The following is a 25,274-nucleotide window of genomic DNA, read 5'->3' as shown; positions in this document are numbered from 1 at the left end:
GTGTCGTATTTGTCTAAATGTGTGTTTGTAGCGTATGTAAGGGCTAAACTCATCGCAACGCCTCTGCGATTAGTTCAATGGGGTGTTTGAATCTTGTGGGGACACTCTCCGCGTCCATTGCGTTATTTAGTTGCATTCGACACGCGCTACATTCCGCGCTTACGATTTGTGCGCCAGAATCCGCGATATTTCGCGCCTTTGCAATCCCTGCGTCCCTTGCAAAGCGATATTTTTGACTTTGCATTGTAACCCCGCCAAAGCCACAGCACCTATCGCACTCGCTCATCTCGCGTATGTCGTAGTTTGCGCCAAGCAAATCGCGTGGTTCTTTATAGACGCCTAGCACCTTTTTAGCGTGGCAAGGGTCGTGGTATGTGATAGATTCGCGCTTTTTGGGCGAATTTACAAGCAATTCGCGCAGATTCGTATGCCGATAGAGATAATCACTCGCCATAAAAATCTTTGGCAAAAGTCGATTTAGTCGCGCAATCCACGCATTTTTATCGCTTAAATCGCTCATAATAAGCGCGTGTCGCCAATCCACCATAATCATCGCAGCGCAAGTCGCCTCAGGGATTATCATCGCATCAATTTCGCTCCAAAAGCCCTCAAATAGCGCGATATTTTTTTTCACCAAATGCACGACACTTTTAATATCGCCCGTAAAATAGGCAGGTGCGGCGCAACACTCTTGCTTTGGAATCACCGCTTGGATATTTAGTCGCTCCAAAATGCGGATTAGCGAATCGCCCACTTCGGTGTAGTTGTAATTGCTTAGGCAACCGATAAAAATGGCGACTTTTTTGGGATTCGTGCTTGAATCTATACCCAATTCGGCACGATTCGGCACAAATTTATAATTTTTATATTTATTTAAAAAACTCTTTTTTGCAAAGGGAAAAATCGTTCGCGCCCCAAATTTCGACAAAGGAAAGCGGGAGCGCAATCTATCGCCATTGCTTTTAAAAGCACAGGGCGCGACAAAATGCGTGAATGCAAACACAAAGTCCATTATTTTTCGGTGGCGGAGCAGAAAAAAATACGCTCTTTTATACCACGAAATGCCGTATTTTTGGGCGATTTTAATGCGCGATTTGATAATCATCGTGGCGGTATCGATTTTTGCGGGGCATTGAGTGGTGCAAGTGGTGCATAAAAAGCAGGTTTCAAAGATATTTTTTAGGTTTTTGTCTAGCTTTAAATCGCCTTTAGCGCAAAGTGCGAGTAAATCCACAAATCCGCGTGGCGAGGTGGTTTCGTCTCTATGGATTTGATAAATCGTGCAAGACGGGACGCATTTGGCGCATTTCACGCAGGATTTTGACATATCAATTATATTCATTTTGCCCCCTTTTGTTGAGATTTAGCGCGAATCTGCGACTTTTTAAGGTGCGAATCTTTAAAAACGCAAATCTTAAAATTTCACACGGTTTTAGAAAACCGCTTTTCACCGCTATTTTGCGCTAAATATTTATCAAAACTCATCACAATATTTCGCACAAGCATTTTGCCCTCGCTGCTTATTTTTATCTCATTTTCCCGAACGCTAACAAGCCCCAAATCCACATATTCGCGCATTTTCGCCAAACTATCGCTAAAATATTGCGCGAAATTTATGTTGAATTTTTGCTCGATTCGGCGCGTATCAAGGCGCAGATTATTCATTAGGCGCATAATGACATTTTTGCGTATAATGTCATCTTGCGTTAATGCAATACCGCGCTCAACGGGCAGTTTGCCCGAATCTAACGCGTTTTTATATCGCTCCAAATCTTTAAAATTCTGCACATAATAATCGTGCCCTTCGCCAATGCTTGTTACGCCAAATCCAATAATTTGAGTGTGTTTTTTTGCCGTGTAGCCTTGAAAATTGCGCTTTAAGTTGCCATTTTGCGCGGCAATGTAAAGCTCATCGCTTTTTAGCGCGAAGTGGTCCATTCCAATCATTTCATAGCCATTTTGCGCCAAAAAGTCGATTGTAAAATTTAAAATGGCAAGTTTTTCTTGCGGTGTGGGCAAAATCGTCTCATCAATTTTTCGCATTGTTTTTTTTATCCACGGGACATGGGCATAGTTAAAAATCGCAAGGCGCGTGGGTTTTAGGCTAACCACTTGGCGCAAAGTCTCTTTAAATGTATCTAATTTTTGCAAAGGCAGTCCATAAATCAAATCAAAATTGATATTTTCTACGCCAAATTTTCGCGCCAAATCTATCGCGGATTTGACAATATCAAATGGCTGATAGCGGTGAATCTTGCCCTGCACCGCGCTATCAAAGTCCTGAATCCCAAAGCTAAGGCGATTAAATCCATAATCTTTTAGCACCGACATTTGGGATTCATCAAAAAAGCGCGGGTCGATTTCGCAACTAATTTCAGCATTTTTATCAAAATTGCCAAACACATTTCTTATATTTTTGATGATTTTTTCTAAACTTTTTGCATTATAAAATGTCGGCGTCCCACCCCCAAAATGAAACTGCAATACGGGACGATTCGTATCCAAATATTTGCGAATCAAATCTAGCTCTTTTTGCAAATAACTTATATATTCTTGCTTTTTGTCCTCTTTTGAAGTGTAAATCACATTGCACCCGCAAAAATAGCACGCACTCTTGCAAAAAGGCAAATGCGTGTAGATTGAGAGTGGCAAATGCGAAAATCGCGCTAAACTTGCTTTATAGGCGTTTTCATCAAAAGATTCGCTAAATTCTAATGCGGTGGGATAGCTTGTGTAGCGCGGTCCGGGTTTGCTAAATTTGGCAAATTTTTCAAAATCAATCATCAAAATCCCTTACATTCTTAAAATATTCGTTCATATCGATAAAAAGATTTGGATATTTTGCTTTGATTTCTCGCACCGTGCGGCGAATCTCGGTTGCGTTTGGGTGCGGATTTAGCATAGATTTTGCCACGATGAAAACATCATCAAAGTCCTTTGGCATTTCTTTTGCAATCTCTTTTTCAATCAAATTTTGCGTGATTGTGGCGTCCATCTTTTCGCAAGTATCAAGTAGATTTTTATACTCTGATTCTTCGATTATCACATAGTCTTTATTTTCAAAATTTATATGTGAAATGCCCTTTTTTAGGGCGGATTCGGCGGTTTTTGTTAGATTCATTTGTTTGCCCCCATTTCTAAATATGACATTATGCCTTTTTGCGCGTGGAGGCGATTTTCTGCCTCTTCAAAGACTTTGCTTTCATTTGACTCCATAACCTCATCGCTCACTTCATAGCCACGATAGGCAGGTAGGCAGTGCAAAAAGATTGCATTATCGCCTAATTTCATAATCTCACTATCCACGCAAAATCCTTGAAAATCCCGCACTCGCGTCTCTTTTTGCGCCTCTTGCCCCATAGAAGTCCAAGTGTCCGTAGTGATGACATTTGCGCCAGAAACGGCGATTTTGGGATTGTTTGTAAAAGTGATATTCGCAGAATCTACCTTATATTTTGGCTCATAGCCCTTTGGCGTGGCAACTCTAAGCTCAAATCCTAGCTTTTGCGCCATACAAATCCACGAATTTGCCATATTATTGCCATCGCCGATATACGCGACAATAGGCGTTCTTTGCGTTTTAGATTTTGCATAAGGGGCGATTAGCTCCGTGCCTATGCCATTTTCAATCATCGTAAGATAGTCCGCAATTAACTGCGTGGGGTGAAAATCATCGCTTAGCCCATTTATCACAGGCACGCGCGAAAATTTCGCAAATTCTTCGATTTTGCTTTGCTCGAATGTGCGAATCATCACCATATCAACCATTGAGCTAATCACTCGTGCGCTGTCTTTTACGCCTTCTCCGCGCCCAAGCTGAATGTCCTTGTTGCTTAAAAAAATCGCGCTCCCGCCCAGCTGATACGCGCCCACTTCAAAGCTAATGCGGGTGCGCGTGGAGCTTTTTTCAAAAATCATCGCCAAAATTTTATTTTCAAAATGCGGTTTAATCCGCACTCCACGCAAAAAATCGCTTTTGATATCAATGCACCTTTGCAAAATCGCCACAATCTCATCTTTTGAGAAGTCCCGCAAACTCAAAAAATGCTTCATTTTCTCCCCCTTAAACGCGAAACGCACGAATAAACGCACGATTTTAAGCAAATTAAAAATGCGGATTTTAGCGAAACTAAATAAAATTAAAGTTTAAAATGAGTGAATTTGCGCTAGATTCTGCGATTTTTACGCAATTCGCAAAATCTCACAAATTCGCAGAATCTCACACATTCGCAGAATCTAAACAAAAATTCGCAGAATCTCCCGCATTATTTTTTATAATCCTCAATCGAAACAATTACGCCGTTTGTGAAGTTTTTAAAATAGATTCGCCCACCGCTTCGCTCGTAATAAATTTTATTGCCGCCATAAGTGAATTCTTGGATTATCGCGCCATTTTCGGTAAGTCTTTTGCCCTGCCCATCGAAAATATCGCGCTGTAAAAATATATCTTCAAAAAGTTCGCCATAGCTCACATCGCCAAAAAAACTCCGTGCCGCAACCCACTTTGGCGCGCAATCATCGACTTTCACAAAGTCTGTGTAGCAAATCTCGCCTTTTGTCACCACAAAACTACCTAAAAATTTGCCTAATTTAAAGACATTTAGCTTGATTCGATTGGTGTTTTCATCAACATTTAGCGTCCCAAAGTCATAAAATCTAATATTTTTGCTTTTGATTAGGACTAATTTTAGCTCGCCTTCGTCAATTTTTTGCGCTTGGGGGGCTGGTTTGGGTGTGGCACACGCGCTAAAAATTAGCGCAAGCGCGAAAAGTGGCAAGAGAAATCGGCGCATTTAGTTTGTCGCTAGGACTTTGCTCCACGCCCTGCCATCGAGTTTGAGTTCCATTGTGACTTGGCAAAGTCCATCTTTATAAATCGTCTCAACGATGTCGGCATTTTTGATAAGTGCCTCCACACGCGCTTTTACGACTGAATTGCTAAGCACCATATCTTTTAGCGTATCTTGTGCGTTGATTTTGATACCATACATTTTCTCGCCAATCTGCCTATATGCGTCAATTATCGCCGCTCGTTTCGCAAGGGCGAGTGCCTGTGAAGGCGAAATCGTGCTCTCTGGCGCGACACCCATACCCACCGCGCTTAGCTCGATAATGCTTTCAGTGGCGATAACGGGCGAATTTGGGATAATGTTTGGCTCTTTTGGCTTGGGCGTAACCTCAACTTGCTTTTCTTGCTCGTCATAAGGGATAATTTCTGGCACGATTTCAGGCGTTACAGAATTTGGCGCAATGTATCCGGGCACGAAATCATTGCTATAATCGCCTGAATATTGTGGCGGATAGGGTGTTTCGTAATTATTTGGATACGCATTTTGCGGAAAATGTGGCATTTGTGGCGTTTGCTGTGGCGTAGTTTGCGCTACTTGGGGGATATTTGAGGGGATATTCGCCTCGCCGACATTTAGTCTATCGATATTTAGCACACGAGAAGTGCTATCATCATTTAGCAAATTTGGCGAATATGGCTGATTTAGCGGCGGATAGACGGGTGCTTGGATAGGCGAATAATTTGCCGAAGGCGGTATCATCCCATCATCCTCGCCCACACTCGCACATCCCGCAATCAACGCAAAACTACCGATTATCGATAATATTTTCCAATTCATTTCATACACCTTTTTGTGAAATTTTGCAGAATCTAAGCAATAAGCATTCCAAAGCACATTAAAACTTTTTTAAGGAAAGTTCTACTAATATTCCACCGCCTCTTTTTAGACCTATGCAATGTGGATTTTAGGCAATGCTTCAGGGTGGGAACACAGCAGAGCACTTGAAGTTTATATGTGCCATAGCAATCTGAAAGGGGGTAAAATTCTAATAAATTCTGCGTTTTTTACAAGGCAATTTGTGCCTTTGGTAATCATTTGCGCTGTTTTGGCACAAAATCTCGCTCATTTCGCGCCATTGCTATTTTATACATTTTTTATCCTTTTTAAAATTTAATTTGTTTTTACAGATTCTGCGATTCGTGCGAAATTCGCATTAGATTCTGCGAATCGCAGAATCTAATGTGCTTTTTCCGTCATTGCGAGGCAGTTTGAGCGAAGCAAAAATCTCAAATCCCCCCTCCCTTGCGGAGGGGGTTAGGGGATGGGCAGATTCTGCGGAATTTAGAGATTCTGCGATTTTTCACGCTAGATTCTGCAAAATTTGGTGTAATTCGCAAAATCTACATTACTCTCCGTCATTGCGAGATTCTGCGAAGCAGAATCGTGGCAATCCATTAGGGAGAATCTGCATTTTAGATGAATTGCTTACTTGCAACGAATCTGCATTGATTTGCTTTTGGGTTATTGATTCGTTATTTTTATTAGATTCTGCAATTTTTACGCAATTCGCAGAATCTGCCAAATTTTCGTCATTTTGATTTTTAGATTCACTTGAATCTTTTCGCAAAAAGGGCTGCACCCCCCTTCCCGCTCCCCCTACGCGCCAAAAAGCAGCCGCTTTTTCGCTTTTAGGGGGAGTGCCTCGCTTATCCGCTTCTAGCAAAAAATCGGCACTCGCACTACTGCTCGCTTGCTCCCGATTTTTTGCACCACAAAGCGGGCGAGTTTTGGGTGCTTCGCACGGATTTGATTTTGTTTTAAATTGCCACGATTTGACTTCGTCAAATCTCGCAATGACGAAATGGGGTAGATTCTGCAATTAGCATAAAAAACGCAGAATCTAAAAATAGATTTTTCGCTACGCTCAAAATGACAAAAAATTGTGGATTGCCACGAAGTCGCCCAAAGTGCGACTTCTTGCAATGACGGGATTTTCTACCCACCCCCTTAATCCCCCTCCGCAAGGGAGGGGGAAATTTGAGATTCTTCGCTCGTTGCACTCGCTCAGAATTACAAAAATAGCAAAATAATTTGCGTTAGCAAATTACAATCCGTAGGATTTGCGAACGAAGTGAAGCAACCATCGAAGTATTTGCAGTGTTGCTTTGCGCCGTTTTTACGCGAAACAAGCGAAATAGAACTTGGGGGTTCATTGAGCGCAGTTTTGCGTGAAAACGGCGCAAATGAATACCCAAAGACAAATTGCCCCACAAAACCCTATTTTATGATATTTATCGCTTCTATTCTATCTAGCAAACTCCGCTTTTTCCCTCCGCCCTCATCGCTAAAATTTGGACTATTTATGTCTATTTGCGGGGTTAAAGTGGTGATTGAGACGCCACCTAAAATCTCGCTTCCCGCCTCGCCACTAATGCCCCACACTTGGTGGGCGACAATGGGAGTGCCATCCACCGCGCCAACATACAGCATTATGTGCCCTTTTAACCAAATAATCGTTCGAAATGGTTTGGCAAACTTCGCAATAAATGCGAGTTTCGCGTCATTATCCTTTGGTAAGTCCAAATATTGACTGCCTTGCGTGATTTGCCCGTGCAAAACTTGTGCTTTTGAGTTTCGTGGCAACCAAATGCCGACATTTGCAAACACATCACGGATAAATGATGAGCAGTCGCGATTATCATACATTCCGCCCCATCCGTAGTTTTGTGCGCCGATTGCAGTAATCATCTTTGCGATATTCACCTCACTAAAAGGCAGTGGAAACGCCACAAAATCCCCCGCCTCAAAATCGACCTTTACTTTCAGCGCATTGCCGTTTAAGTCGCGTTTGTAGGCGATGATTTGTGGTTTTTTAATCTTTTTATTTTGGCGCGAAGTGATTGTAATCTCGCCTTTTTGAAGTAGCATTCCAATAAAGGCATTTTGCAAAAACTGCCCTTTGTGATGAAGTGCGATATTATCGCGCATTGGGAGCAAAAACTCGGCATTTTGCATTTCTCTTATCTCTTTTGTGCCCATAAATGCGACTTCATCCGCCTTTACCCATCCCGCCACAAAGGAACTTTGCACCAAAAACCACTCTTTATTCTCCGTGCTATGAAGCACCAAAATCGGCGTATATGCGAAAATAAGCGAGTTTTGCCATCTATCAAATGGAAATCCATCATTTTTTGAAAATCGCGGTTTGTTTGTCGGCAGGGCGCGCATATTTGTGGTTTTTACCATAATCGCCTTTTTTCGCATCGATGGGTAGGAAGCGATATTCATCGACTTTATCAGCGCATCGAAAAACGCCTCATTTATCGCCCTTTTCGTCTCATCAAATCCCTTTTTTGTGTTTGCCGCCCAAAAAATATCATCCCTTTTTGGCGTGGGATATTCCTCGCTCCACACGCTAAAATGCTTTTTTAAATACTGCTTTTTTAACTCGCTTTGTGCTTTGGATTCTGCGATTTTTGCAGAATCTGCTTTGGATTCTGCGTTTGTAGATTCTGCGATTTGTGGCGCAGAATCTGCGGAGATTTCTTTATTTTTTGCGGTGGATTCTGCGATTTTTGCAGAATCTGCTTTGGATTCTGCGTTTTTCGCGCTAGATTCTGCTGATAAAATCGCAGAATCTATTTTCGCAGAATCTTTCACATAAATCATCGCATTTTGCGGGAGATTTGCCATATAGTTTATCGAGTCCGCCCGCTCCACCGCACACGCACTAAAAATCAATCCCGCCAAAATAAAAATAAAATTTTTCAAAAAAATCTCCGTAAATTAAATTATAATTTCAAAATTCTAACTAAATTTTTTGGATTTAACTTTGACAAAATTTATGATTGTAACTCTGTGCTTTTTCCTTGCGTTTCATTTGGTGGCGTATTACGCGCTAATTCGAGCGATTTTTATCACTGCAAAGGGGAAAATCATCGCTGGGTTTTGCGTTTTGGCGCATTTTGCCCTCGCGCTAATTTTTGGATTTTTAATGCTCTTCCGCGCCGAAATCCCGCATTTTTTATACGCATCACTATCAATTACAATCCTAAATGCCGTGCTTTTCTTTACCTTTGGCATTTTAAATGTGCCGTTTTTACTCGCTTTGAAGGGCAAAAAACGCGCATTTATCGCAGAAATATTATTTTATATTTGCATTGTTTGCATTTGTGCTTCGATTTTTAACGCCGCTCGTTTGCCAAATGTCGTAAAAACCGACATTTATCTGCCAAACCTAAACGCAGAATCTACCATTTTGATGATTAGCGATTTGCATCTCTCAAATCTCATTTCGCTTGAAAAAACGCAAAAAATAATCGATTTAGCACTCGCGCAAAACGCCGATACCATCGTGCTTGTAGGCGATATAATCGACTCCAAACCAAGCGTAATGGAAAAGTTTCTACCCGAACTTGAAAGATTGAGCGCAAAAAACGGCGTATTTTTCGCACTTGGCAATCACGAGTTTTTATTTGACGCAGATTCTGCCCTATCTCAACTGCCAAAAAACATCACGCCACTCGTAAATCAAAGCAAAATCATTGATGAAAATTACAATCTACTTGGCATTAGCGATTTGAGTGCGGAGCGGTGGGGGAAGCATTTGCCAAGCATAGATGACGCGCTACAAGGCACAAATGCGAGTTTGCCAAAGATTTTATTATCTCATCAACCAAATATCATAAAAAACGCAGAATCCAAAAAAGCAGATTTGATTTTGAGCGGACACACGCACGGCGGGCAGATTTTCCCTTTTAGCGTGGGGGCATATTTTGCAAATCCGTTTCTTTATGGAGTGAAAAAAATTGACGGGACGCAACTTTACATTTCGCAAGGTGCGCATTTGGCGGTAACCTATGGGCGATTTTTAAGCAGAAGCGAGATAAATTTAATCACATTAAAAAAGGGGGAATGAGTTATGAAAAAGTTAGTTTTGTGCGCTGTGTGCGTGATTTTAGGGGCAAGCGAGGTAAATATCTCAAAGTCATTTATCCAAAGTGGCGTGGTGAAACCTGCTTTGCTTTATGCAAATATCCGCATTGAAAGTAGCGCGAAACTCCGCAACATAGGCGAATTAAAGGAAAAAGACAGAGGCGCAATCACAACCGCGCTAAATGCAATCATCCAAGAGGCAAAAAAAAGCGAGATTTGCACGGGCGGAAGTTACAGCATAAATCCAATCATTAGTTACAAAAACGAAGCGCGAAACACCATCGGGCAGAGCGTGGATTTCTCGCTAAATTGCAAATTTACAAATGAGAGTTTGGGCGAATACAACGCCTTGCTAAAAAATATCAATGACAAAATCAAGCAAAATCCGCTTCTATCCCTCCCGCAACCGCAAGTGCAGTCACAAATCACGCAAATTGAAATCAATGCAAAAAAAGAGCGACTTTTCGAGGATTTTTTGGCGAAAAGTAGCGAGATTAGCGCGCATTACTCGCAGATTCTGCGAAAGAAATGCGGGGTGGCAAAGATTAGCACGAATGATATTGCCACCATCCAAAAACCGCGCCTTTTGATGGCAAAGTCCGCGCTAAATGCGAGCGCAGAGGCGGACACCACGCACACGAAAGCACCCATTAGCGATGAAGTGGAGGTGGAGATTGTGATAAATTTAGTGCTAAACTGCAAGGATGAAGCGTGATAATAATCGGGCATAACGCGATAAAATGCGCGAAATTCCGCGAGATAAAGAACATTAAAGATATCGCAAAAACTAGCGCGAGTGATATCGTGTATTTCCCGCACAGCGTGGAGTTTGCGAGGCATTGCGCGGAGAATGAAATCGCCTTTGGCGTGATTGTCAAAAATATCTTGGAGTTAGTGCTAAATGCGAACTTTGGCGCGAAATATCTAATCATAAAGTCGCCAAAACTCGCACGAAAATGCCAAAAACTCGCAAATGAATATTTTTTTGACGCAAAGATTTTGCTTGTCATTAAAAGCGAAAAAGAAATCGCCAAAACCGCAGAATCTGGCATCGATGGCGTGATATTTGAGGGCGTGATGAAATAAATTTGAGATTTTGTGATTGCCAAATTCCGTCATTGCGAGATTTGACGAAGTCAAATCGTGGCAATCTAAATTTTTGTCATTCTGAGCGAAGCGAAGAATCTCTTTTTTTTTGAAATTTTTCACTTCGCTCAATCCGTAGGATTTGCGAACGAAATGAAGCAACCATATGACAATTTGGATATTTTGCAGAATCTGCGATATTTCCCCCTCCCTTGCGGAGGGGGATTAAGGGGTGGGTAGATTTTTACATTAGATTCTGCGTTTTTTTTGTTTCATTTGCAGAATCTAGCGTTGTTTATTCCGTCATTGCGAGGCGCACGAAGCGAAGCGAGTGCAACGAAGCAATCTATAAAAAAATCAAATCCGTGCGAAGCACCCGAATCTCGCCCGCTTCGTGGTGCAAAAAATCGGGAGCAAACGAGCAGTAGTGCGAGTGCCGATTTTTTGCTAGAAGCGGATAAGCGAGGCACTCCCCCTAAAAGCGAAAAGCGTGAGCTTTTGGCGCGTAGGGGGAGGGGGGTGCAGCCCTTTTGCGAAAAGAAACAAGCGAATCTAATCCAAAAAATGGAGTAGATTCTGCGAATCAAACAAAAAACGCAGAATCTCACGCAAAATCGCAGAATCTAAAAAGAGATTCTTCGCCTACGGCTCAGAATGACAAAAAAATTTGGATTGCCACGATTTGACTTTGTCAAATCTCGCAATGACGGAAACCACGCTAGATTCTGCGAATTTATCATTTGAGTTTGCGCCAAAGCACTGACAAAGCACTTACAAAAATATCAAAAAATAAATTACTTTTTTATTGACTTGCGTTTTTTTTTTTTTTTGTATTATGCGCGAAAATTTTTAAAGCAAAGGTGGAAAAGATGAACCAAGAAGTAATTATAGGATTGGTTATATTGGCGATTGCCGTTGGGATATTTACAATATGTTTTATGTATCCTGTTGTAATATTGAAAGTTTTGTTTGGTTTGGGTATGGTAGCATTGATTGGATATTTAGTTGTTAGGTGGGCTAATTAGCTACATTTATTGGGGGTTAATATGGTATTTGTTATTATATTGCTTATTGCTGGTGGTATTTGGTGGCTTGTTAGCTTAAATATAAAATATAATGCTACTCGAACCGAAGAGGCTTTTTTAATGGCTGATATGACAACGGGCAAAAATGTCTCACAAGCTTTTATAATAGGTTGCATAGAAATAACTGCCAAACATAGAGAACGATATAAGTATAATAGCGTTTTTTCGATTTTTGATGAACAAAGTTTTGTCAAAAATGCTTACAATATAGCTGATATATTGTTAGACAAGGTTAGAATATGGACTATTGATAAGTATGGCAAAGATACATATAATAGTATAATCGATAGCTGGAAACGCAACGGCAATCACAAATTAGCTGGACAATATATTTTAGATGGCATAAGAGAAATTCTCAATCAATGCGAAGCGCATAGGACTTGCGATATGTATAAAGTTAATGGATTAGTATTTGATACTTATAACAAAATTGTCAAACAAATATATAACGATTATCTAACAAGTCATTAATCGTAGAATCTATGTGGATTGCTTCGATTCGGTGTTGCCGAATCTCGCAATGACAAAGTGGGGCGAATCGTCATTGCGAGAAGTCGCACTTTGGGCGACTTCGTGGCAATCCATCTCAAAATCGCAGAATCTAAATGTGGATTGCCACGAAAATGCTACGCATTTTCTCGTAATGACGGCGTGGGAGCGATTTGCTTTAAGGTTTGGATTGCTTCGATTTGGCAATGCCAAATCTCGCAATGACAGCGTGGGCTTTTTTGATTCGCCTCGCAATGACGATTTTGATAGATTCTGCGTTTTTTATGTGATTCGTAGAATCTACCCACCCCTAACCCCTCCGCAAGGTAGGGGGAAGTTTTGGATTCAAACTTCGCAAGGGATGGGGGAATTTTAAGATTTAAGTGAATTTAGCACAGATTCTGCGAATACAAAATCTAATAAACAAAATGGCGAAAATATCGCAGAATCGCGGAATCTAAATGTGGATTGCCACGAAAATGCTACGCATTTTCTCGCAATGACGAAATGTGTGGATTGCTTCGTTGTGGCTTCGCCACTGCCTCGCAATGACGGAAACCGCGCTAGATTCTGCGAATGAAACTAAAATCGCAGAATCTGTCTCAATTTCGCAGAATCTAAAATCGGCGGGGCGCTCTTATGCGATTTATTCGCAAGGCGCGGTAGAATCGATTTAGCGCGACTTTGCCTTTGGGTGTGATTTTGTAATGAATGTGCGTTAGATATTCTAAAATATCATTCTTTGCCACACTTGAATTTTTCGCGTAAATTTCTAACAAATACTGCGGAATTTTCACGCGTGAGGCGTTGAACCGCGCCGAAATTTTATTGTAAAAATCCGCATTTTTATTAAAACACAACAGCCCAAAAACAAAGGGCAGGTGGTGCTTTTCCCACCACGCCAAACCCAAATCGACATATTTTCCGCCACTTAATTTATATCGCAATGCCCTATCGCCGATTAGCACTTCGCCTTTTACGCCCAAAATCTGCGCCAAAGCATTTGAACTAGCGGACTGATAGTCGCTTTTTGTCGCCTTTGGGAGGACAATCACGCTCCAAACTGCCCCATAAGCCACAATTCCGCTATTTGTCTTTTGCGCGTTCACCCCCGCAATAGATGAGATGAATCCCGCGTCAATGCGCCTAAAAAGAAAATCTTTATTGAGTTTCGCGGGGTAGCTTTTATGATGATTTAAAAACGCCTTAAATGCGCTTGGGGCGGGATATTTTTTGATAAAAATATCAAAAGGCACTAAATTTAGGTAGCTGATTTTGCCAAAGCGCATTTAGATTCGCCTAATTTGCGTGAGATTCGCACGATTTATCGCAAAATTCACGCAATTCGCCACACGATTCGCGCATTTTGCGCTAAATTCACTCTTATTAGATTCGCACGAATCAAACAATTTTCACTCTCTCACAATCTCAATGCGCGTATTTGCCTTGATTTTGGCAAAATATTCATTCAAAATCTCACTCTCCCTAGCTTGCGAATATTTCTGCATTACCATCGTTTTTGCACTCTCAAATGGCAAAATCTCTTTGCCACCCTTTGATTTGATAAAAAAGACAATTAGCGTATTGCCCGAGTTTAGCACAGGCGTGAAACTCCGCTCAGGCGTGTCTAAAAAAATCCCCATTATCTGCACGGGCAGAGTGCGAATGTCGATTTCCTCGTCCTTTGATTGAATGTTTGGATTTAGCATCATTGGATTTTGCAAAAATCGCTGCAACTCCACATCGCTATTTGAAGCGTAGCTCGTAACTTTTATCTTTGTAGGGATTGCAAAATCGCTCTTATTTTTCTCATAAAACGCCATCAAATCGCTCTCACTTGCGATGTTTGAGTTTGTCTGTAAAATCTTTTGCATTAACTCACGATTTACAATATGCTCTTTTAACTGCGCTTTGTATTGTGTCAAATCGATTTTTTGCCCTTTTAGCGCGTTTTCAAGCTCTGCGCGTGTGATTTTGTTTGCTATTGCGATACTATTCATCTCGCCTTCTATGCGCGAATCATCGACATTGATATTTAGTCGGCGAATCTCATTTTCGCGCAATTTTTCGTTGATAAGCTCATCGATTGCCTTTTGGCGCGGGATTTTTTTGCTCTTTTGCAATTCGCTAATCTCAAAAAGCGTGATGATATTGCTATCGACTTTGATTGCGATTCCATCGATTGTCTCAGCGTTTAAAATAGCGCAAATTGCGATTAAAATTAGTTTTTTCATAATCACTCACTTTATAAAATTTTAAAGCGCGATTTTAGCACAATTTAGCCAAAAAATCGCATTATTGATTCGCGCATAATTTTTGAATCGCTAATATTATTTACAATTCCGCGATACTCGCTTGAATCGGGCAATCCACGCGCATAATTATGCAGATTTTTACGAAACATTATGCACCCGCGCTCCCCATAAAAATCAATCATATTATCAAAATGCTCCAAAACAATGTCGCGTTTGATGAGATTTGGCGGATTTGCGTCATTGTGCTTTATTTGGTAGAAAATCCAAGGGGTTTTTAGCGCGGCGCGTCCTATCATAAGCCCATTTGCGCCTGTGATTTTAAGCACTTCTTTTGCCTTTTGATATGAATCAATCTCGCCATTTGCGATTAGCGGGATACGGATATTTTCGCGCATTAGCGCGATTGCGTCATAATCAATGCGCTCTTTTTTGTAGGCATCGACTTTTGTGCGCCCGTGAGCTACGACAAAGTCCGCTCCGCTGTCATTTATGGCGTGTGCTAATTCAAGCGGGATTTTTTTATCAAAGCCCAAACGCACTTTTAGGCTTGTATAGGGCTTGTTTGAATGCTTTTTGATTGTATTTACAAGGCGCACAAGCAGATTCAAATCCTTTAAAAGTCCGCTTCCATTGCCGTGTGAGCTAACTTTTGGCGCGGGGCAACCGCAATTTAAGTCGATTATATCAATGCCATTTTGTTCGTTTAAAATCTCCACGCTTCGCTTTATCACTTCCTCTTTGTTGCCAGAGATTTGGACGCTAAAAGGCGATTCAGCGGGGGATTTGGCTATCATTTTTAGCGTTTTTTGTGTGCTATAATTTAGCGCGTAAGAGCTAATCATCTCGCTAACCGTAATATCCACGCCAAATTTTTTCACCACCGCACGAAATGGCAAATCACTCCACCCAGCAAGCGGAGCAAGCATTAGGATATTGTCAAAATTTATTTGCATATTTTCCTCGAAAGATTTTTTAAAAATTATGGAAAATTATAGCAGATTCTGCGAAGTTATTAGATTCTGCGATTTTTGGGCGATTCGCAGAATCTCGCATATTCGCAGAATCTGATTTGTTTTCCGTCATTGCGAGAAGTCGCACTTGGGCGACTTCGTGGCAATCTATTTTTTGATTTATGGATGGTTGTTTCACTGCGTTAGCAAATGCTGTGGATTGCTTCGGCACTTCGTGCCTCGCAATGACGAAGTGGAACAGAATCTACCACTCTTTTTTAGGGGAAATCATCAGTCTAATGCGCTTTGGAAGTCCATAAATGCGCGGAAAATACGAGCAAACTCTCCGTTTGAAATCCATAAAAGGCAGAAATTTCTCTAAATCCTTTTTGCTAAAAATAGTCTTTTTATAACCGCATTTTTGCAGGTGGATTAGCGCGGTGCGGACACTTTGCATAATATTATGCCTATAAAATTCGCTGAAATTTTTGTCATTTTCGCTTTGCAGTTTTGCGTAGAAAAATTCAGCGATTTTATACATTGAGTTTGCCTTGCTGATAATTTTGTCATAACTTTCATCGCGGAGCGCGGAATTTAGGCGAATGCGATAATTATAAATAGGCGCAGAATCTATATAAATCGCTTTGCTTTTTAGTGCCGCACTCGTGCAAAAAATGACATCTTCACCCAAAGAAACACCCCGCACAAAGCGAATATCGCGCAAAATCTCCGCGCCAAACACAAACGCGCAAGTGGTGGTAATGATTGAGCGAGGCACTTCCTCCACTATGTCTTTTACGCTAAGTGCGCGATTTTCAAGCGCACAATCAAAAACGCGGTAATGAAAAATGCCCTTATTCTCGCCCTTAATCTCAAAAAATCGATTGCTACAAAATGCGTCTGTTTGGTGCTTTTGCAAAATCGCATTTATGTGAGAGAGCGCATTTGCCTCCAAAAAATCATCAGGGTCCAAAAATGCGATATATGCAGAATCTAGCGGATTTTTTGGGGATTTTGTGAGAATCGCAGAATCTGCGATTTTTTCCGTCATTGCGAGATTCTGCGAAGCAGAATCGTGGCAATCCATTACATTCGCAGAATCTAGCGTATTTTTATCTAAATCCCCCCCCCCCCAATTAGATTGTTGAAAATATAATCTAATGCCTTATTTCGCGCGGTTGAAACTCCATCATTTCGTTGCGAGAGATAAATGAAGCGTTTATCATTTTTCGCATAAATTTGTGCGATTTCGCCACTTTTATCACTGCTTCCATCATTTACCAAAATCGCGCAAAATCGCCCATAGCTCTGCGCTACAAGCGAGTCTAAACACTGCCTTATATATCGCTCAACATTATAAATCGGGATGACAAAATAAAAAATATTAGTTGTGTGTGCGCTTTTCATATCCGTTTGCTTCGATGCTCTCTAATAGCTTATAAACCTCGCTATCCGCGCTGATTTTGCCCTCATCTTTGATAATCTCAAACGCCGTTTTCCCCTGCAAATCCTGCTTTGTATAATCCGCGCCAAAGTCTAGCAAAAGTCGCAGAATCTCGGCATTTGGGTTATTTAGCGCAGCATAAATAAAAACCGAGCGACTAAATTTATTCGTAAAGTTCGCATTCGCACCCGCCTTTAAAAGGCGGAGCGTGAATTCGGCGTTTGGATTATACGCAGCAGCGTAAATTAGGGGTGTGAAACCAATATCGTTGATTTTATTCACATTCGCCCCCGCGTCAATTAACGCCTGTAAAACTTCGACATTCTTATTTTTCTGCGCTGCGCCCATAAGCGGGGTTGCGCCGCCTTTTGTGGGTGCTTCCAAAATCGCACCCGCCTCCAAAAGCACCTTTATCACGCCCGGGTCGCCATTTTCCTCCGCAGCAAACATCAAAGGCGTGCAATGCGCGTCATTTTTGATATACACACTCGCCCCATCCAAAATCGCGCTTTTCACATCATCCGCGCTTCCTCTGCGCGCCACGGTGAAGAAATTGCCTTCATAAACCTTTGGCGGTGGCGCTACTTCCTCTTCCTCTTTTTTTATAAATTTATCTTTCAATCTATCAAACAAACCCATTTTTTCCCCTTAATTGTGTAAATTTTTGCGATTATACTACAATTTTTCTAAACTGCGTAAAATTTTAGCACACCTACGCTTTTTATTTTTACTTTATTTACCTTTACCAAATCTCTCAAATGCGCCAAACTTCGCGCACAAAACGCAGAATCTGCCTCATTTACCTCAAATGGACGCCGTTTTAATAAATCCAAAATTTCGCTTTTTTGCAAATCTAACTTTTCATTTTGGCGCAGAATCTCGCGCGTAGGAATGCTTACAAAAAGTCCCTCAAAATACTTCGCAAACTCGCTAATTTGCGCCACTTCGACAGATTCTGCGTTATATGCCGGCGGTCTATCAATGCTCCCCAAATCCACCCTATCGACTTTGATTTCCCGCAAAAACTCCGCCAAAGGGCGCAAGGACTTTTCATTATCATTGATATTTTTCACTAGCAAAACCTCGCAAATTAGCAGGTTTTGGCGCACTTTTGCGTAAGATTTAATGCCATCTTTTATCGCTTCAAAATCCAAAGATTTGTGAATTCTATCGATTTTTTTATACGATTTTTCATCCGCAGAATCTAAACTAAATTTTACGATATCGAAGTGTTTTAGGGCGTTTTGGACGCTAGATTCTGCGAATTTTGAACCATTGCTTAAAATTAGCGTTTTTACGCCCTTTGGCAAAAATGCTTTAATCTCCAAAATGAAATCCTCCAAATGCGGATAGAGCGTGGGTTCGCCGTTTGCCGTGATTGTCAAAACATCGATATTTTTATGCTTTTTTAGCGCATCTTTCGTAGAATCTAGCAAAATTTCAAGTGGCAAAATCTCGCTAAATCGCTCCACACTCTTTGCACCGCGCAACTCGCAGTAAATGCAATCAAAATTGCACTGCTTTTTATTTGGCGATAAATCCACGCCAAGCGAGATTCCAAACCGCCGTGAGCGCAGCGGTCCAAAGATGATATTCATCTATCGCGCCGTCTTTTCTCGCAGAATCTGCACTAATTTTGCAACATTTTCGCGGGGCAAGTCAGGCAACATTCCGTGCCCTAAATTAAAAATATGCCCACTTTGTGCGCCAAACACCTCCAAAATCGCCTCTACGCCCCGCTCCATCGCGCATCCATCATATAATCTCGCAGGTTCTAAATTCCCCTGCAAGACAAATTTATCGCCCAAAATCACCCTTGCACCTCCAAAATCACAACCCCAATCAATCCCAAAAACCTCAAACTTCCCGCCAAACTCGCCAAATCTCTGCAAATATCCGCCCACGCCCTTTGGAAAGACGATTATGGGCGTTTTTGGATATTTCGCCTTTAAATGCGAGACAATCGCCAAAATGTATTTAAATCCAAACTCCAAATACGCACTGCCCTCTAACGCCCCTGCCCACGAGTCAAAAAGCATCACGGCATCCGCCCCAGCACGGATTTGCGCCTCCAAATACGCGCTTAGCTCATCGCTAATTCGCGCCATAAGGGCGTGGAGCAACTGCGGATTTTGATAGAGCATTTTTTTAGAATTCGCATAATTTTTACTGCCCTGCCCCTCAATCATATAAGTCGCAAGCGTCCAAGGTGCGCCACAAAAGCCAATCAACGCCTTGTCTTTTGGCAGTTTTGCGCGAATGGCACTCACAGCATCATAAACATAATTTAGGCGCGTGTGTGCGCCACTTTTTAGGGATTTTAAGTCAGATTCTGCGCGGATTGTGGTGCTAAATTTCGGTCCTTCATCTTTGATAAATGCTAAATTTAGTCCCATTTCAAGCGGGATTAGCAAAATATCGCTAAATAAAATCGCCGCATCAAAGTCGAAAATTTCCACAGGTTGAAGCGTTACGCGCGTTGCCAAATCTACATTTTTACACAAATCTAAAAAACTCCCCGCCTCTGCGCGAACTTCGCGGTATTCGCTCAAATATCGCCCCGCCTGACGCATAAGCCAAATGGGCGTATATGGCGTCTCTTTCCTAAAACAAGCATCGATAAAAATCATCGCTTCCCCCTTTTTCTTAAATAAATTCTTAATAAATTTTGGCGTGAAAATTCGGCATTTTAGCACAAAAATGATTTTGCTATAATCGCGCTTTTAAAATAATTTTTAGGGCGTATCCAAATGAATTTCAAAAATGGCAAAATTATCATTTTTAGCGGTGCGGGAATCAGCGCGGAGAGCGGGCTTGCGACATTTAGAGATAGCAATGGACTTTGGGCAAATTATGACATAAATGTCGTTTGCAATTACCATTCGTGGCGACAAAATTACGAACTTGTGCATAAATTTTATAATCTGCGGCGCGAGGAATTAGCGCGTGTGAAGCCAAATATCGCACATCAAATCGCCCAAAAATTAGCGCAAAATTTTGAAGTCATAAATATCACGCAAAATGTCGATGATTTGTTTGAACGGGCATATTTGGGGCTTTTGGGGGATTTTAATACTTTGGATTGCCACGAATCGCAAAGCGATTCTCGCAATGACAATTTAGATTTTTCACAATACGACAATGCAAATATCTTGCATTTACACGGGAAATTATGGGAGATTCGTTGCGAAGATTGCGAAAATATTATCAATATCGGCTACGCGCCTTACGACTTTTCGCCCTGTCCTAAATGTGGAAATGCCATCTTAAAGCCAAATATCGTATTTTTTTACGAGCAAGCTCCCAAATACGCGCAAATGTATGAGATTTTTGAGCGTGTGAGTGATAATGACATAATCATCGTAAGTGGCACTAGCGGGGAGGTTGTGAATGTTTGTGCTATGATAAATAAAGGCTACAAAATTCTAAATAATCTTAAACCTGCGCGTGGAATCAATGAAAATCTGTTTGATAGTGTGTATTTAGAGCCTAGCACAAGCGCGTTTCCAAAGATTTATGATGAGATTTTAAGGCTAAAAAATGGTTAAGATTCGTAGATTTTGGTGCGAATCTAGCGCAAATCCAAAGCGCAAAGCACAAATCTAAAATGCAAAAAACTTTTATTTTTTTACTATTTGTCGCAATGTTTTTTTGGGGATTATCGTGGCCTATTTCAAAGATTTTATCTGCGAATCATTCGCCTTTTATCGTGGCATTTGGGCGATTCGCGCTTGTGGCGGTGTGCCTTTTGCCTATCATCAAATATTTGGGTTTAAGCCTAAAAGTCCCGCGCTCTTGCTTTGTGCGACTTGGCGCAAATATCGCTTCAAACGCGCTTTATTCGCTTGTATTTTTCTACGCGATAAATTTAGGCAACGCAGGGAGCGCAGGTGTGATAACCACGACTTTATCGCCTATTTTGGCGACTTTGTTAAGCGTGATAATTTTTGGCGCGAAACTCAGTCGATTGGAGTGCATAGGGCTTGGAATCGGGCTAATATCGGGCGTTTTCTTTATCTCTGGCAAGGGTGCGATTTTTGATTCATTTAATCTATTTTTTATGTTGGCGGCGTTTTTGTGGGCGTGTGTAACTTTAAGCGTCCGCAAACTCCCGCTCCACCCGCTTGTGATAAATTTTTATAGCGCGTTTTTTAGCGCGGTGCTGTTTGTGCCATTTTTGCAAAGCGCGGATTTTGCGATATTTAGCGAGGGCGAATCGCTTGGATTTTTGCTAATTATCGCGCTTTTATCCACCGTCTTTGGCACAAGCATTTATTACAAAGGCATTGAAGTGGTAGGCATTACCAAAAGCGCGAGTTTCACGCTACTTGTGCCGTTTTTTGCGGTGCTTTTGTCATTTATCATTTTGGGCGAAAAGCCAGAGATTAGCACGGCAATCGGCGGGATTTTGGCAATCATCGCCATTTATCTAATCAGCCTTTATAACAAAAAGCATTTTAGATTTTTGGGGCGATTTTTGCGCACTTTGCGGGATAAATCATAGCCTTTTATAAGTGCCATCATCGCGCTTGGCGATTTTAATGATTTGGATAATTTTGTAAGTGCCATTTTCGATAATGCCTATAATGCGATATTCGCCCACGCGCCACCGATAGCGATTATCATCAAAGCCCTGCAAACGCTTCGCATTTGGCAAAAGGTGCGGATTTTGGGTGTTTGGGAGCTTGTCATCTAAAAACTCGATAATCCGTAAATGTGCTTTTGGCGCGGATTTTTGCAGTTTTGATAGGGCTTTATCGGCTTTTTTATCTACAATTATCTCAAAACTCATCGCCATAATCCCTATTTATCTCTTCGTCTAACTCTCTCTCAATCTCTGCTAATTCTTGCGGGGTGAGCGTTTTTTTATACTCCATTGCTAACTTGTAAGATTGTGTTTCTTTTAGTGGCACAAACTCATACTTTGGCTCAAAGCTATCTTTGATTTTTGCTTTTAAAAACGCTATCAAATCCCGCGTATCGCTTAACTTTTGATTTGTCCGCTCCATAATATCGCGTTCTTTTTTCTCCGCATTTAATAGCGAGTTAAAAAGCTGTTTTTGCGACATACGCGCATATTTTTCATAATTTATACTTGCCATTTTTTGTCCTTAAAGTTAAAATTTCGCAAAATTATAGCAAAAGTTTTAATGTAGATTCTGCGATTCGCAGAATCTAGCGCATACAAAGGACAAAAATGGATTTTGATTTGAATCTAACCACTATTTTAATTTTAAGCGTGGTGGCGTTGGTGGCGGGATTTGTCGATAGTATCGCAGGTGGTGGCGGAATGATAACAATCCCCGCGCTAATGTTTGCAGGAATCCCGCCACACGAAGCACTTGGCACAAACAAATTTCAGGCGGTTTTTGGCTCTTTTAGCGCGACTTTGCATTTTTGGCGCAAGGGATATTTGCAATGGCGAAAATGTGCGCTTTTTGCTACCTTTGCCTTTGTATTTGCGCTAGGCGGGACACTTGCGGTGCAGGTGATAAACGCGGATATTTTACGCAAGGCAATCCCATTTTTGCTAATGTTTTTCGCGCTGTATTTTCTTTTTTCGCCAAAAGTGAGCGAAGAATCAAGCAAAGCGCGAATCGGCAAAATCGCACTTGCCTTTATCGTCGGGGGAATCGGCTTTTATGATGGCTTTTTTGGACCGGGCACAGGCTCATTTTTGATGATTGCGCTAATCTCGCTTGGTGGCTTTGGTATAAAAGACGCCCTAGCACAGGCAAAACTCTACAATTTCGCCACGAATTTTGCCTCCGTGCTTGCGTTTGCGGTATTTGGACATATTATCTTTGCGGTGGGCATAGCGATGGCAGTGGGGCAAATCATCGGCGGATATTTGGGCGCGAAAATGGCACTAAAATACGGCATAAAAATCATAAAGCCACTTGTCGTCGCCGTATCATTCGCAATGTGCGTGAAATTGCTATTTTTTAGCTAGATTCTGCGATTTTGCAAAAATTTAATCACAAAATAACTTACAAAAAATCCAATAATCCCCCCACAAATCATCTGCAAAATCGTGTGATACTCGCTATAAATGCGCGAAATCCCGACAAGAGTGGCAAGGCAAAAAAGCAATATTTTCCATCGCAGATGAAAATACACAAAGGCAAACGCCACCGCGATAAACGCACCTTGCGTGTGTCCGCTTGGAAACCCTGTGTATTTGCCATTTATGGGACGCCGTGCAAAGCTCAAAATCTCCGCCACATCGTAATTTGCCACCATATACGAAATACCAAATTTTGCCACATACACGACTAAACTGCTGATTAAAATAGCAAAAATCAACTCTTTTAATTTCTCAAAATCTCTTTCATAAAATGGCGCAAAAGCGCACAAAATAGGCAAGATGAAGCGAAAAATATCTCCATAAATCTTAAAGTCCCACGCAATTAGCGCGATTGCGGTGAGTATTAGCGCGATAAATGCCACGATTTGGGCGATATTTTCTATTTTTGAATTTGGCATAATGTAACCTTTAAAAAAACTCATAAAAAATCTAAAAAGTCAAAATTGTAGCGAAAACATATATTTTTTTGCAAAATCGCAGAATCTCACACGAAAAAATCAAAGAGACAATGCGCCCTTATAAACCCGTGGCACTCTATTTGACACCGCGCAAATTATTTCATAACTTATCGTGCCGATTTTTTGCGCTAACTCATCTGCGCTAATCTCATTGCCCCATTCATCAACACCAAAAAGCACCGCGCTATCGCCGATTTGCGCGTCTTTAATGTCGCTAATATCCACGCACAGCTGGTCCATACACACGCTACCTACGACTTTTGCGCGAATCCCGCGAATCAAAACTTCGCCTTTATTTGAGAGAAGTCTGCTATATCCATCGGCGTAACCTGCGCAAATCGTGGCGATTCGCATAGTTTTTGGTGTGATAAATGTCCGCCCATAGCTTATCGCGCAGTCTTTTGGAAGCGTTTTGATATGCACCACACGGGCTTTTAAGCTTAATACAGGTTTTAGATTCACGGGCAGTGCGGGAAGCGGAGAGATACCATAGCTCACAATCCCCACGCGCACCATATCAAATGCGCTTTTCGGATAGCTGAAAATCCCCGCAGAGTTTGAGCAATGCCTTATAAAGCCCTTAATCCCGCGTGATTCTAACGCTTTCACAAAGTCGCAATATCGCGCCACCTGCATTTGCGTGTAGCCTAAATCCGCCTCATCTGCGCTTGAAAAATGCGTGAAAATCCCTGCGATTTGGATATTTGGCAGTTTTGAGATAGATTGGGCATCATTTAGCAAATCATTTGCATTTGATTCATCGCACAAAAAGCCGATTCGCCCCATTCCTGTGTCGATTTTGATATGAATCTGCGCGGTTTTGTTTTGCCTTTGCGCCTCGCGTGAAATTGATTTGGCAATGTCCTTGTGATAGACGCAAAGCTCGATATTATGCGCGATTGCGGTGTTTAGCAACTCTTTTGGAGTGTAGCCTAAAATTAAGATTTTTGCCTCTGGCAGGGCTTCGCGCACGATTAAGGCTTCATCCATCCTAGCCACGCCAAGCGCATAAACTCCGCATTTATACGCGCTTTTTGCAATCTCTGCGATTCCGCAACCATAGGCGTTTGCTTTGATGACTGCTAAGATTTTCGCATTCAAAGGCAAATGCGCTTTGATTTGCGCCAAATTATGCGCGTAATTTGCTAAATTTACCTCCGCAAAGCAAAAGGATTCGCACTCCCCAAAATCCGCCATTTTAGCCCCCAAATTAGCCTAAAATCAGCCTAACAACTCTTTTGCAATTTTTGCGATTTTTGCGCCATCTGCCACGCTTTGCAATGACTTACACGCGCCCATAACCTTGCCTAAATCCTTTGCGCCATTTGCGCCCACATTAGCGATAATTTCAGCGATTTTTGTGCGCAATTCATCATCATCAAGCTGTTTTGGCAAATATTGCAAAATAATGTCTAATTCGCCCTTTTCTTTTGCTACCAAATCATCGCGTTTCGCGCTCTCATAAGCCGCAATCGAATCTAATCGCTGTTTTTTTGCGCCAAGCAAAATTTTCATCACGCCTTCATCGTCCAAACTCACGCGCTTATCGACTTCTACTTGCTTAATCCCCGCATTTATAAGGCGAATCGTATCGCGCCTAAAAATGTCATTTTCTTTCATCGCAGACTTCAAATCCGCGCTTAATCGCTCTTTTATCGTCATCGTAACAATCCTTTTTGGAATAAACTTTGCTT

At 41.6% G+C, this 25,274-nt stretch carries 34 protein-coding genes, 1 other RNA gene and 1 pseudogene; 12 read left to right on the top strand and 24 right to left on the bottom strand.

Features of this window, described 5'->3' with window-relative positions:
- Positions 1–49 precede the first annotated feature (49 nt).
- The 6 genes and pseudogenes from ACWIUD_RS01415 to ACWIUD_RS01390 all read right to left on the bottom strand — a co-directional run.
- Positions 50–1,342: a (Fe-S)-binding protein gene (locus ACWIUD_RS01415; protein ID WP_454145974.1), complete on the bottom strand. Its 1,293-nt coding sequence runs from the start codon at positions 1,340–1,342 to the stop codon at positions 50–52.
- Between the two features lie 80 nt (positions 1,343–1,422).
- Positions 1,423–2,790: an oxygen-independent coproporphyrinogen III oxidase gene (gene hemN, locus ACWIUD_RS01410; protein WP_454146362.1), complete on the bottom strand. Its 1,368-nt coding sequence runs from the start codon at positions 2,788–2,790 to the stop codon at positions 1,423–1,425.
- The gene (locus ACWIUD_RS01405; RefSeq protein ID WP_454145972.1) at positions 2,777–3,121 is read right to left on the bottom strand and encodes a DUF2603 domain-containing protein; all 345 of its coding nucleotides are present in this window, start codon (positions 3,119–3,121) and stop codon (positions 2,777–2,779) included. The genes hemN and ACWIUD_RS01405 overlap by 14 nt, the downstream gene beginning before the upstream one ends.
- Positions 3,118–4,053 (bottom strand): ornithine carbamoyltransferase, encoded by a 936-nt coding sequence (argF, locus tag ACWIUD_RS01400; RefSeq protein WP_454145970.1) that lies wholly within the window; start codon positions 4,051–4,053, stop codon positions 3,118–3,120. The genes ACWIUD_RS01405 and argF overlap by 4 nt, the downstream gene beginning before the upstream one ends.
- A gap of 212 nt (positions 4,054–4,265) precedes the next feature.
- Positions 4,266–4,793, bottom strand: a complete 528-nt coding sequence (locus tag ACWIUD_RS01395) for a hypothetical protein (protein ID WP_454145968.1) — start codon at positions 4,791–4,793, stop codon at positions 4,266–4,268.
- Positions 4,794–5,156, bottom strand: a pseudogene (locus tag ACWIUD_RS01390) (LPP20 family lipoprotein); the annotation flags it as partial.
- Between the two features lie 573 nt (positions 5,157–5,729).
- Here ACWIUD_RS01390 and ffs point away from each other — a divergent pair.
- Positions 5,730–5,827, top strand: an RNA gene (ffs, locus tag ACWIUD_RS01385) — signal recognition particle sRNA small type.
- A 368-nt stretch (positions 5,828–6,195) separates the two neighbouring features.
- Here the strand turns inward: ffs and ACWIUD_RS01380 are convergent.
- From ACWIUD_RS01380 to ACWIUD_RS01365, 4 genes are read right to left on the bottom strand one after another with little or no spacing between them, the layout of a single operon-like run.
- Positions 6,196–6,669, bottom strand: coding sequence for a hypothetical protein (locus ACWIUD_RS01380; protein ID WP_454145966.1), 474 nt, complete (start codon positions 6,667–6,669; stop codon positions 6,196–6,198).
- Positions 6,632–6,850, bottom strand: a complete 219-nt coding sequence (locus ACWIUD_RS01375; protein ID WP_454145964.1) for a hypothetical protein — start codon at positions 6,848–6,850, stop codon at positions 6,632–6,634. Before ACWIUD_RS01375 ends, ACWIUD_RS01380 begins: the two co-directional genes overlap by 38 nt.
- Before the next feature lie 10 nt (positions 6,851–6,860).
- Positions 6,861–7,061 (bottom strand): hypothetical protein, encoded by a 201-nt coding sequence (locus ACWIUD_RS01370; protein ID WP_454145962.1) that lies wholly within the window; start codon positions 7,059–7,061, stop codon positions 6,861–6,863.
- Between the two features lie 6 nt (positions 7,062–7,067).
- Positions 7,068–8,561: an SH3 domain-containing protein gene (locus ACWIUD_RS01365; protein WP_454145960.1), complete on the bottom strand. Its 1,494-nt coding sequence runs from the start codon at positions 8,559–8,561 to the stop codon at positions 7,068–7,070.
- Between the two features lie 61 nt (positions 8,562–8,622).
- On the opposite strand from ACWIUD_RS01365, the gene ACWIUD_RS01360 reads away from it, so the two are divergent.
- From ACWIUD_RS01360 to ACWIUD_RS01325, 8 genes are all read left to right on the top strand, one after another.
- Positions 8,623–9,708 (top strand): metallophosphoesterase, encoded by a 1,086-nt coding sequence (locus tag ACWIUD_RS01360; RefSeq protein WP_454145958.1) that lies wholly within the window; start codon positions 8,623–8,625, stop codon positions 9,706–9,708.
- Positions 9,709–9,711: 3 nt separating this feature from the next.
- Positions 9,712–10,440, top strand: coding sequence for a hypothetical protein (locus ACWIUD_RS01355; RefSeq protein ID WP_454145956.1), 729 nt, complete (start codon positions 9,712–9,714; stop codon positions 10,438–10,440).
- Complete coding sequence (locus ACWIUD_RS01350) at positions 10,437–10,811, top strand: hypothetical protein (protein ID WP_454145954.1); 375 nt, start codon at positions 10,437–10,439, stop codon at positions 10,809–10,811. The genes ACWIUD_RS01355 and ACWIUD_RS01350 overlap by 4 nt, the downstream gene beginning before the upstream one ends.
- A gap of 267 nt (positions 10,812–11,078) precedes the next feature.
- Entirely contained in the window at positions 11,079–11,384 is a 306-nt protein-coding gene (locus ACWIUD_RS01345; RefSeq protein WP_454145952.1) for a hypothetical protein, read from the top strand.
- Positions 11,342–11,497, top strand: a complete 156-nt coding sequence (locus tag ACWIUD_RS01340; protein ID WP_454145950.1) for a hypothetical protein — start codon at positions 11,342–11,344, stop codon at positions 11,495–11,497. Before ACWIUD_RS01345 ends, ACWIUD_RS01340 begins: the two co-directional genes overlap by 43 nt.
- Positions 11,498–11,680: 183 nt before the next feature.
- Positions 11,681–11,836, top strand: a complete 156-nt coding sequence (locus ACWIUD_RS01335) for a hypothetical protein (RefSeq protein ID WP_454145948.1) — start codon at positions 11,681–11,683, stop codon at positions 11,834–11,836.
- 21 nt (positions 11,837–11,857) lie between these two features.
- Complete coding sequence (locus tag ACWIUD_RS01330; RefSeq protein ID WP_454145946.1) at positions 11,858–12,367, top strand: hypothetical protein; 510 nt, start codon at positions 11,858–11,860, stop codon at positions 12,365–12,367.
- A gap of 13 nt (positions 12,368–12,380) precedes the next feature.
- On the top strand, positions 12,381–12,761 hold the full coding sequence (locus tag ACWIUD_RS01325) for a hypothetical protein (RefSeq protein WP_454145944.1): 381 nt from the start codon (positions 12,381–12,383) through the stop codon (positions 12,759–12,761).
- 241 nt (positions 12,762–13,002) lie between these two features.
- Here ACWIUD_RS01325 and ACWIUD_RS01320 read toward each other — a convergent pair whose 3' ends face one another.
- From ACWIUD_RS01320 to hemE, 9 genes are all read right to left on the bottom strand, one after another.
- Positions 13,003–13,674: an MqnA/MqnD/SBP family protein gene (locus tag ACWIUD_RS01320; protein WP_454145942.1), complete on the bottom strand. Its 672-nt coding sequence runs from the start codon at positions 13,672–13,674 to the stop codon at positions 13,003–13,005.
- Positions 13,675–13,797: 123 nt separating this feature from the next.
- Positions 13,798–14,619 carry a SurA N-terminal domain-containing protein gene (locus ACWIUD_RS01315; protein ID WP_454145940.1) on the bottom strand — a complete coding sequence of 274 codons (822 nt, stop codon included), beginning with the start codon at positions 14,617–14,619 and terminating at the stop codon, positions 13,798–13,800.
- Between the two features lie 44 nt (positions 14,620–14,663).
- On the bottom strand, positions 14,664–15,593 hold the full coding sequence (locus ACWIUD_RS01310) for a tRNA dihydrouridine synthase (RefSeq protein ID WP_454145938.1): 930 nt from the start codon (positions 15,591–15,593) through the stop codon (positions 14,664–14,666).
- 19 nt (positions 15,594–15,612) lie between these two features.
- The gene (locus tag ACWIUD_RS01305) at positions 15,613–15,822 is read right to left on the bottom strand and encodes a hypothetical protein (protein WP_454145936.1); all 210 of its coding nucleotides are present in this window, start codon (positions 15,820–15,822) and stop codon (positions 15,613–15,615) included.
- A 33-nt stretch (positions 15,823–15,855) separates the two neighbouring features.
- Entirely contained in the window at positions 15,856–16,677 is an 822-nt protein-coding gene (locus ACWIUD_RS01300; protein WP_454145934.1) for a hypothetical protein, read from the bottom strand.
- A gap of 29 nt (positions 16,678–16,706) precedes the next feature.
- Positions 16,707–16,997 (bottom strand): glycosyltransferase family 2 protein, encoded by a 291-nt coding sequence (locus tag ACWIUD_RS01295; RefSeq protein WP_454145932.1) that lies wholly within the window; start codon positions 16,995–16,997, stop codon positions 16,707–16,709.
- Positions 16,975–17,673 carry an ankyrin repeat domain-containing protein gene (locus ACWIUD_RS01290; RefSeq protein WP_454145930.1) on the bottom strand — a complete coding sequence of 233 codons (699 nt, stop codon included), beginning with the start codon at positions 17,671–17,673 and terminating at the stop codon, positions 16,975–16,977. Before ACWIUD_RS01290 ends, ACWIUD_RS01295 begins: the two co-directional genes overlap by 23 nt.
- 47 nt (positions 17,674–17,720) lie before the next feature.
- On the bottom strand, positions 17,721–18,632 hold the full coding sequence (locus ACWIUD_RS01285; RefSeq protein WP_454145928.1) for a radical SAM protein: 912 nt from the start codon (positions 18,630–18,632) through the stop codon (positions 17,721–17,723).
- On the bottom strand, positions 18,633–19,664 hold the full coding sequence (hemE, locus tag ACWIUD_RS01280; RefSeq protein WP_454145926.1) for a uroporphyrinogen decarboxylase: 1,032 nt from the start codon (positions 19,662–19,664) through the stop codon (positions 18,633–18,635).
- Between the two features lie 120 nt (positions 19,665–19,784).
- On the opposite strand from hemE, the gene ACWIUD_RS01275 reads away from it, so the two are divergent.
- Together ACWIUD_RS01275 and ACWIUD_RS01270 are read left to right on the top strand one after the other, a co-directional pair.
- A complete protein-coding gene (locus tag ACWIUD_RS01275; protein ID WP_454145924.1) occupies positions 19,785–20,582 on the top strand; it encodes an SIR2 family NAD-dependent protein deacylase in 798 nt (265 codons plus the stop codon).
- 59 nt (positions 20,583–20,641) lie between these two features.
- Positions 20,642–21,538 carry a DMT family transporter gene (locus tag ACWIUD_RS01270; RefSeq protein ID WP_454145922.1) on the top strand — a complete coding sequence of 299 codons (897 nt, stop codon included), beginning with the start codon at positions 20,642–20,644 and terminating at the stop codon, positions 21,536–21,538.
- Here the strand turns inward: ACWIUD_RS01270 and ACWIUD_RS01265 are convergent.
- On the bottom strand, positions 21,533–21,826 hold the full coding sequence (locus ACWIUD_RS01265) for a type II toxin-antitoxin system RelE family toxin (protein WP_454145920.1): 294 nt from the start codon (positions 21,824–21,826) through the stop codon (positions 21,533–21,535). The two genes, ACWIUD_RS01270 and ACWIUD_RS01265, sit on opposite strands and share 6 nt — an antisense overlap.
- Entirely contained in the window at positions 21,816–22,136 is a 321-nt protein-coding gene (locus tag ACWIUD_RS01260; RefSeq protein WP_454136173.1) for a hypothetical protein, read from the bottom strand. The genes ACWIUD_RS01265 and ACWIUD_RS01260 overlap by 11 nt, the downstream gene beginning before the upstream one ends.
- A 95-nt stretch (positions 22,137–22,231) precedes the next feature.
- On the opposite strand from ACWIUD_RS01260, the gene ACWIUD_RS01255 reads away from it, so the two are divergent.
- Positions 22,232–22,987: a TSUP family transporter gene (locus ACWIUD_RS01255; protein ID WP_454145918.1), complete on the top strand. Its 756-nt coding sequence runs from the start codon at positions 22,232–22,234 to the stop codon at positions 22,985–22,987.
- Here the strand turns inward: ACWIUD_RS01255 and ACWIUD_RS01250 are convergent.
- The 3 genes from ACWIUD_RS01250 to ACWIUD_RS01240 form a co-directional block, all read right to left on the bottom strand.
- Entirely contained in the window at positions 22,984–23,520 is a 537-nt protein-coding gene (locus ACWIUD_RS01250) for a phosphatase PAP2 family protein (protein WP_454145916.1), read from the bottom strand. The genes ACWIUD_RS01255 and ACWIUD_RS01250 overlap by 4 nt on opposite strands.
- A gap of 99 nt (positions 23,521–23,619) precedes the next feature.
- Positions 23,620–24,777 (bottom strand): alanine racemase, encoded by a 1,158-nt coding sequence (gene alr, locus ACWIUD_RS01245; protein WP_454145914.1) that lies wholly within the window; start codon positions 24,775–24,777, stop codon positions 23,620–23,622.
- A gap of 24 nt (positions 24,778–24,801) precedes the next feature.
- Positions 24,802–25,242 carry a GatB/YqeY domain-containing protein gene (locus ACWIUD_RS01240; RefSeq protein WP_454145912.1) on the bottom strand — a complete coding sequence of 147 codons (441 nt, stop codon included), beginning with the start codon at positions 25,240–25,242 and terminating at the stop codon, positions 24,802–24,804.
- Positions 25,243–25,274 lie beyond the last annotated feature (32 nt).

The sequence above is a fragment of the Helicobacter sp. 23-1044 genome (assembly GCF_053654695.1).
The sequence above is the reverse complement of the archived record's forward strand: the minus strand, read 5'-3'. Positions and strand labels throughout refer to the sequence as shown.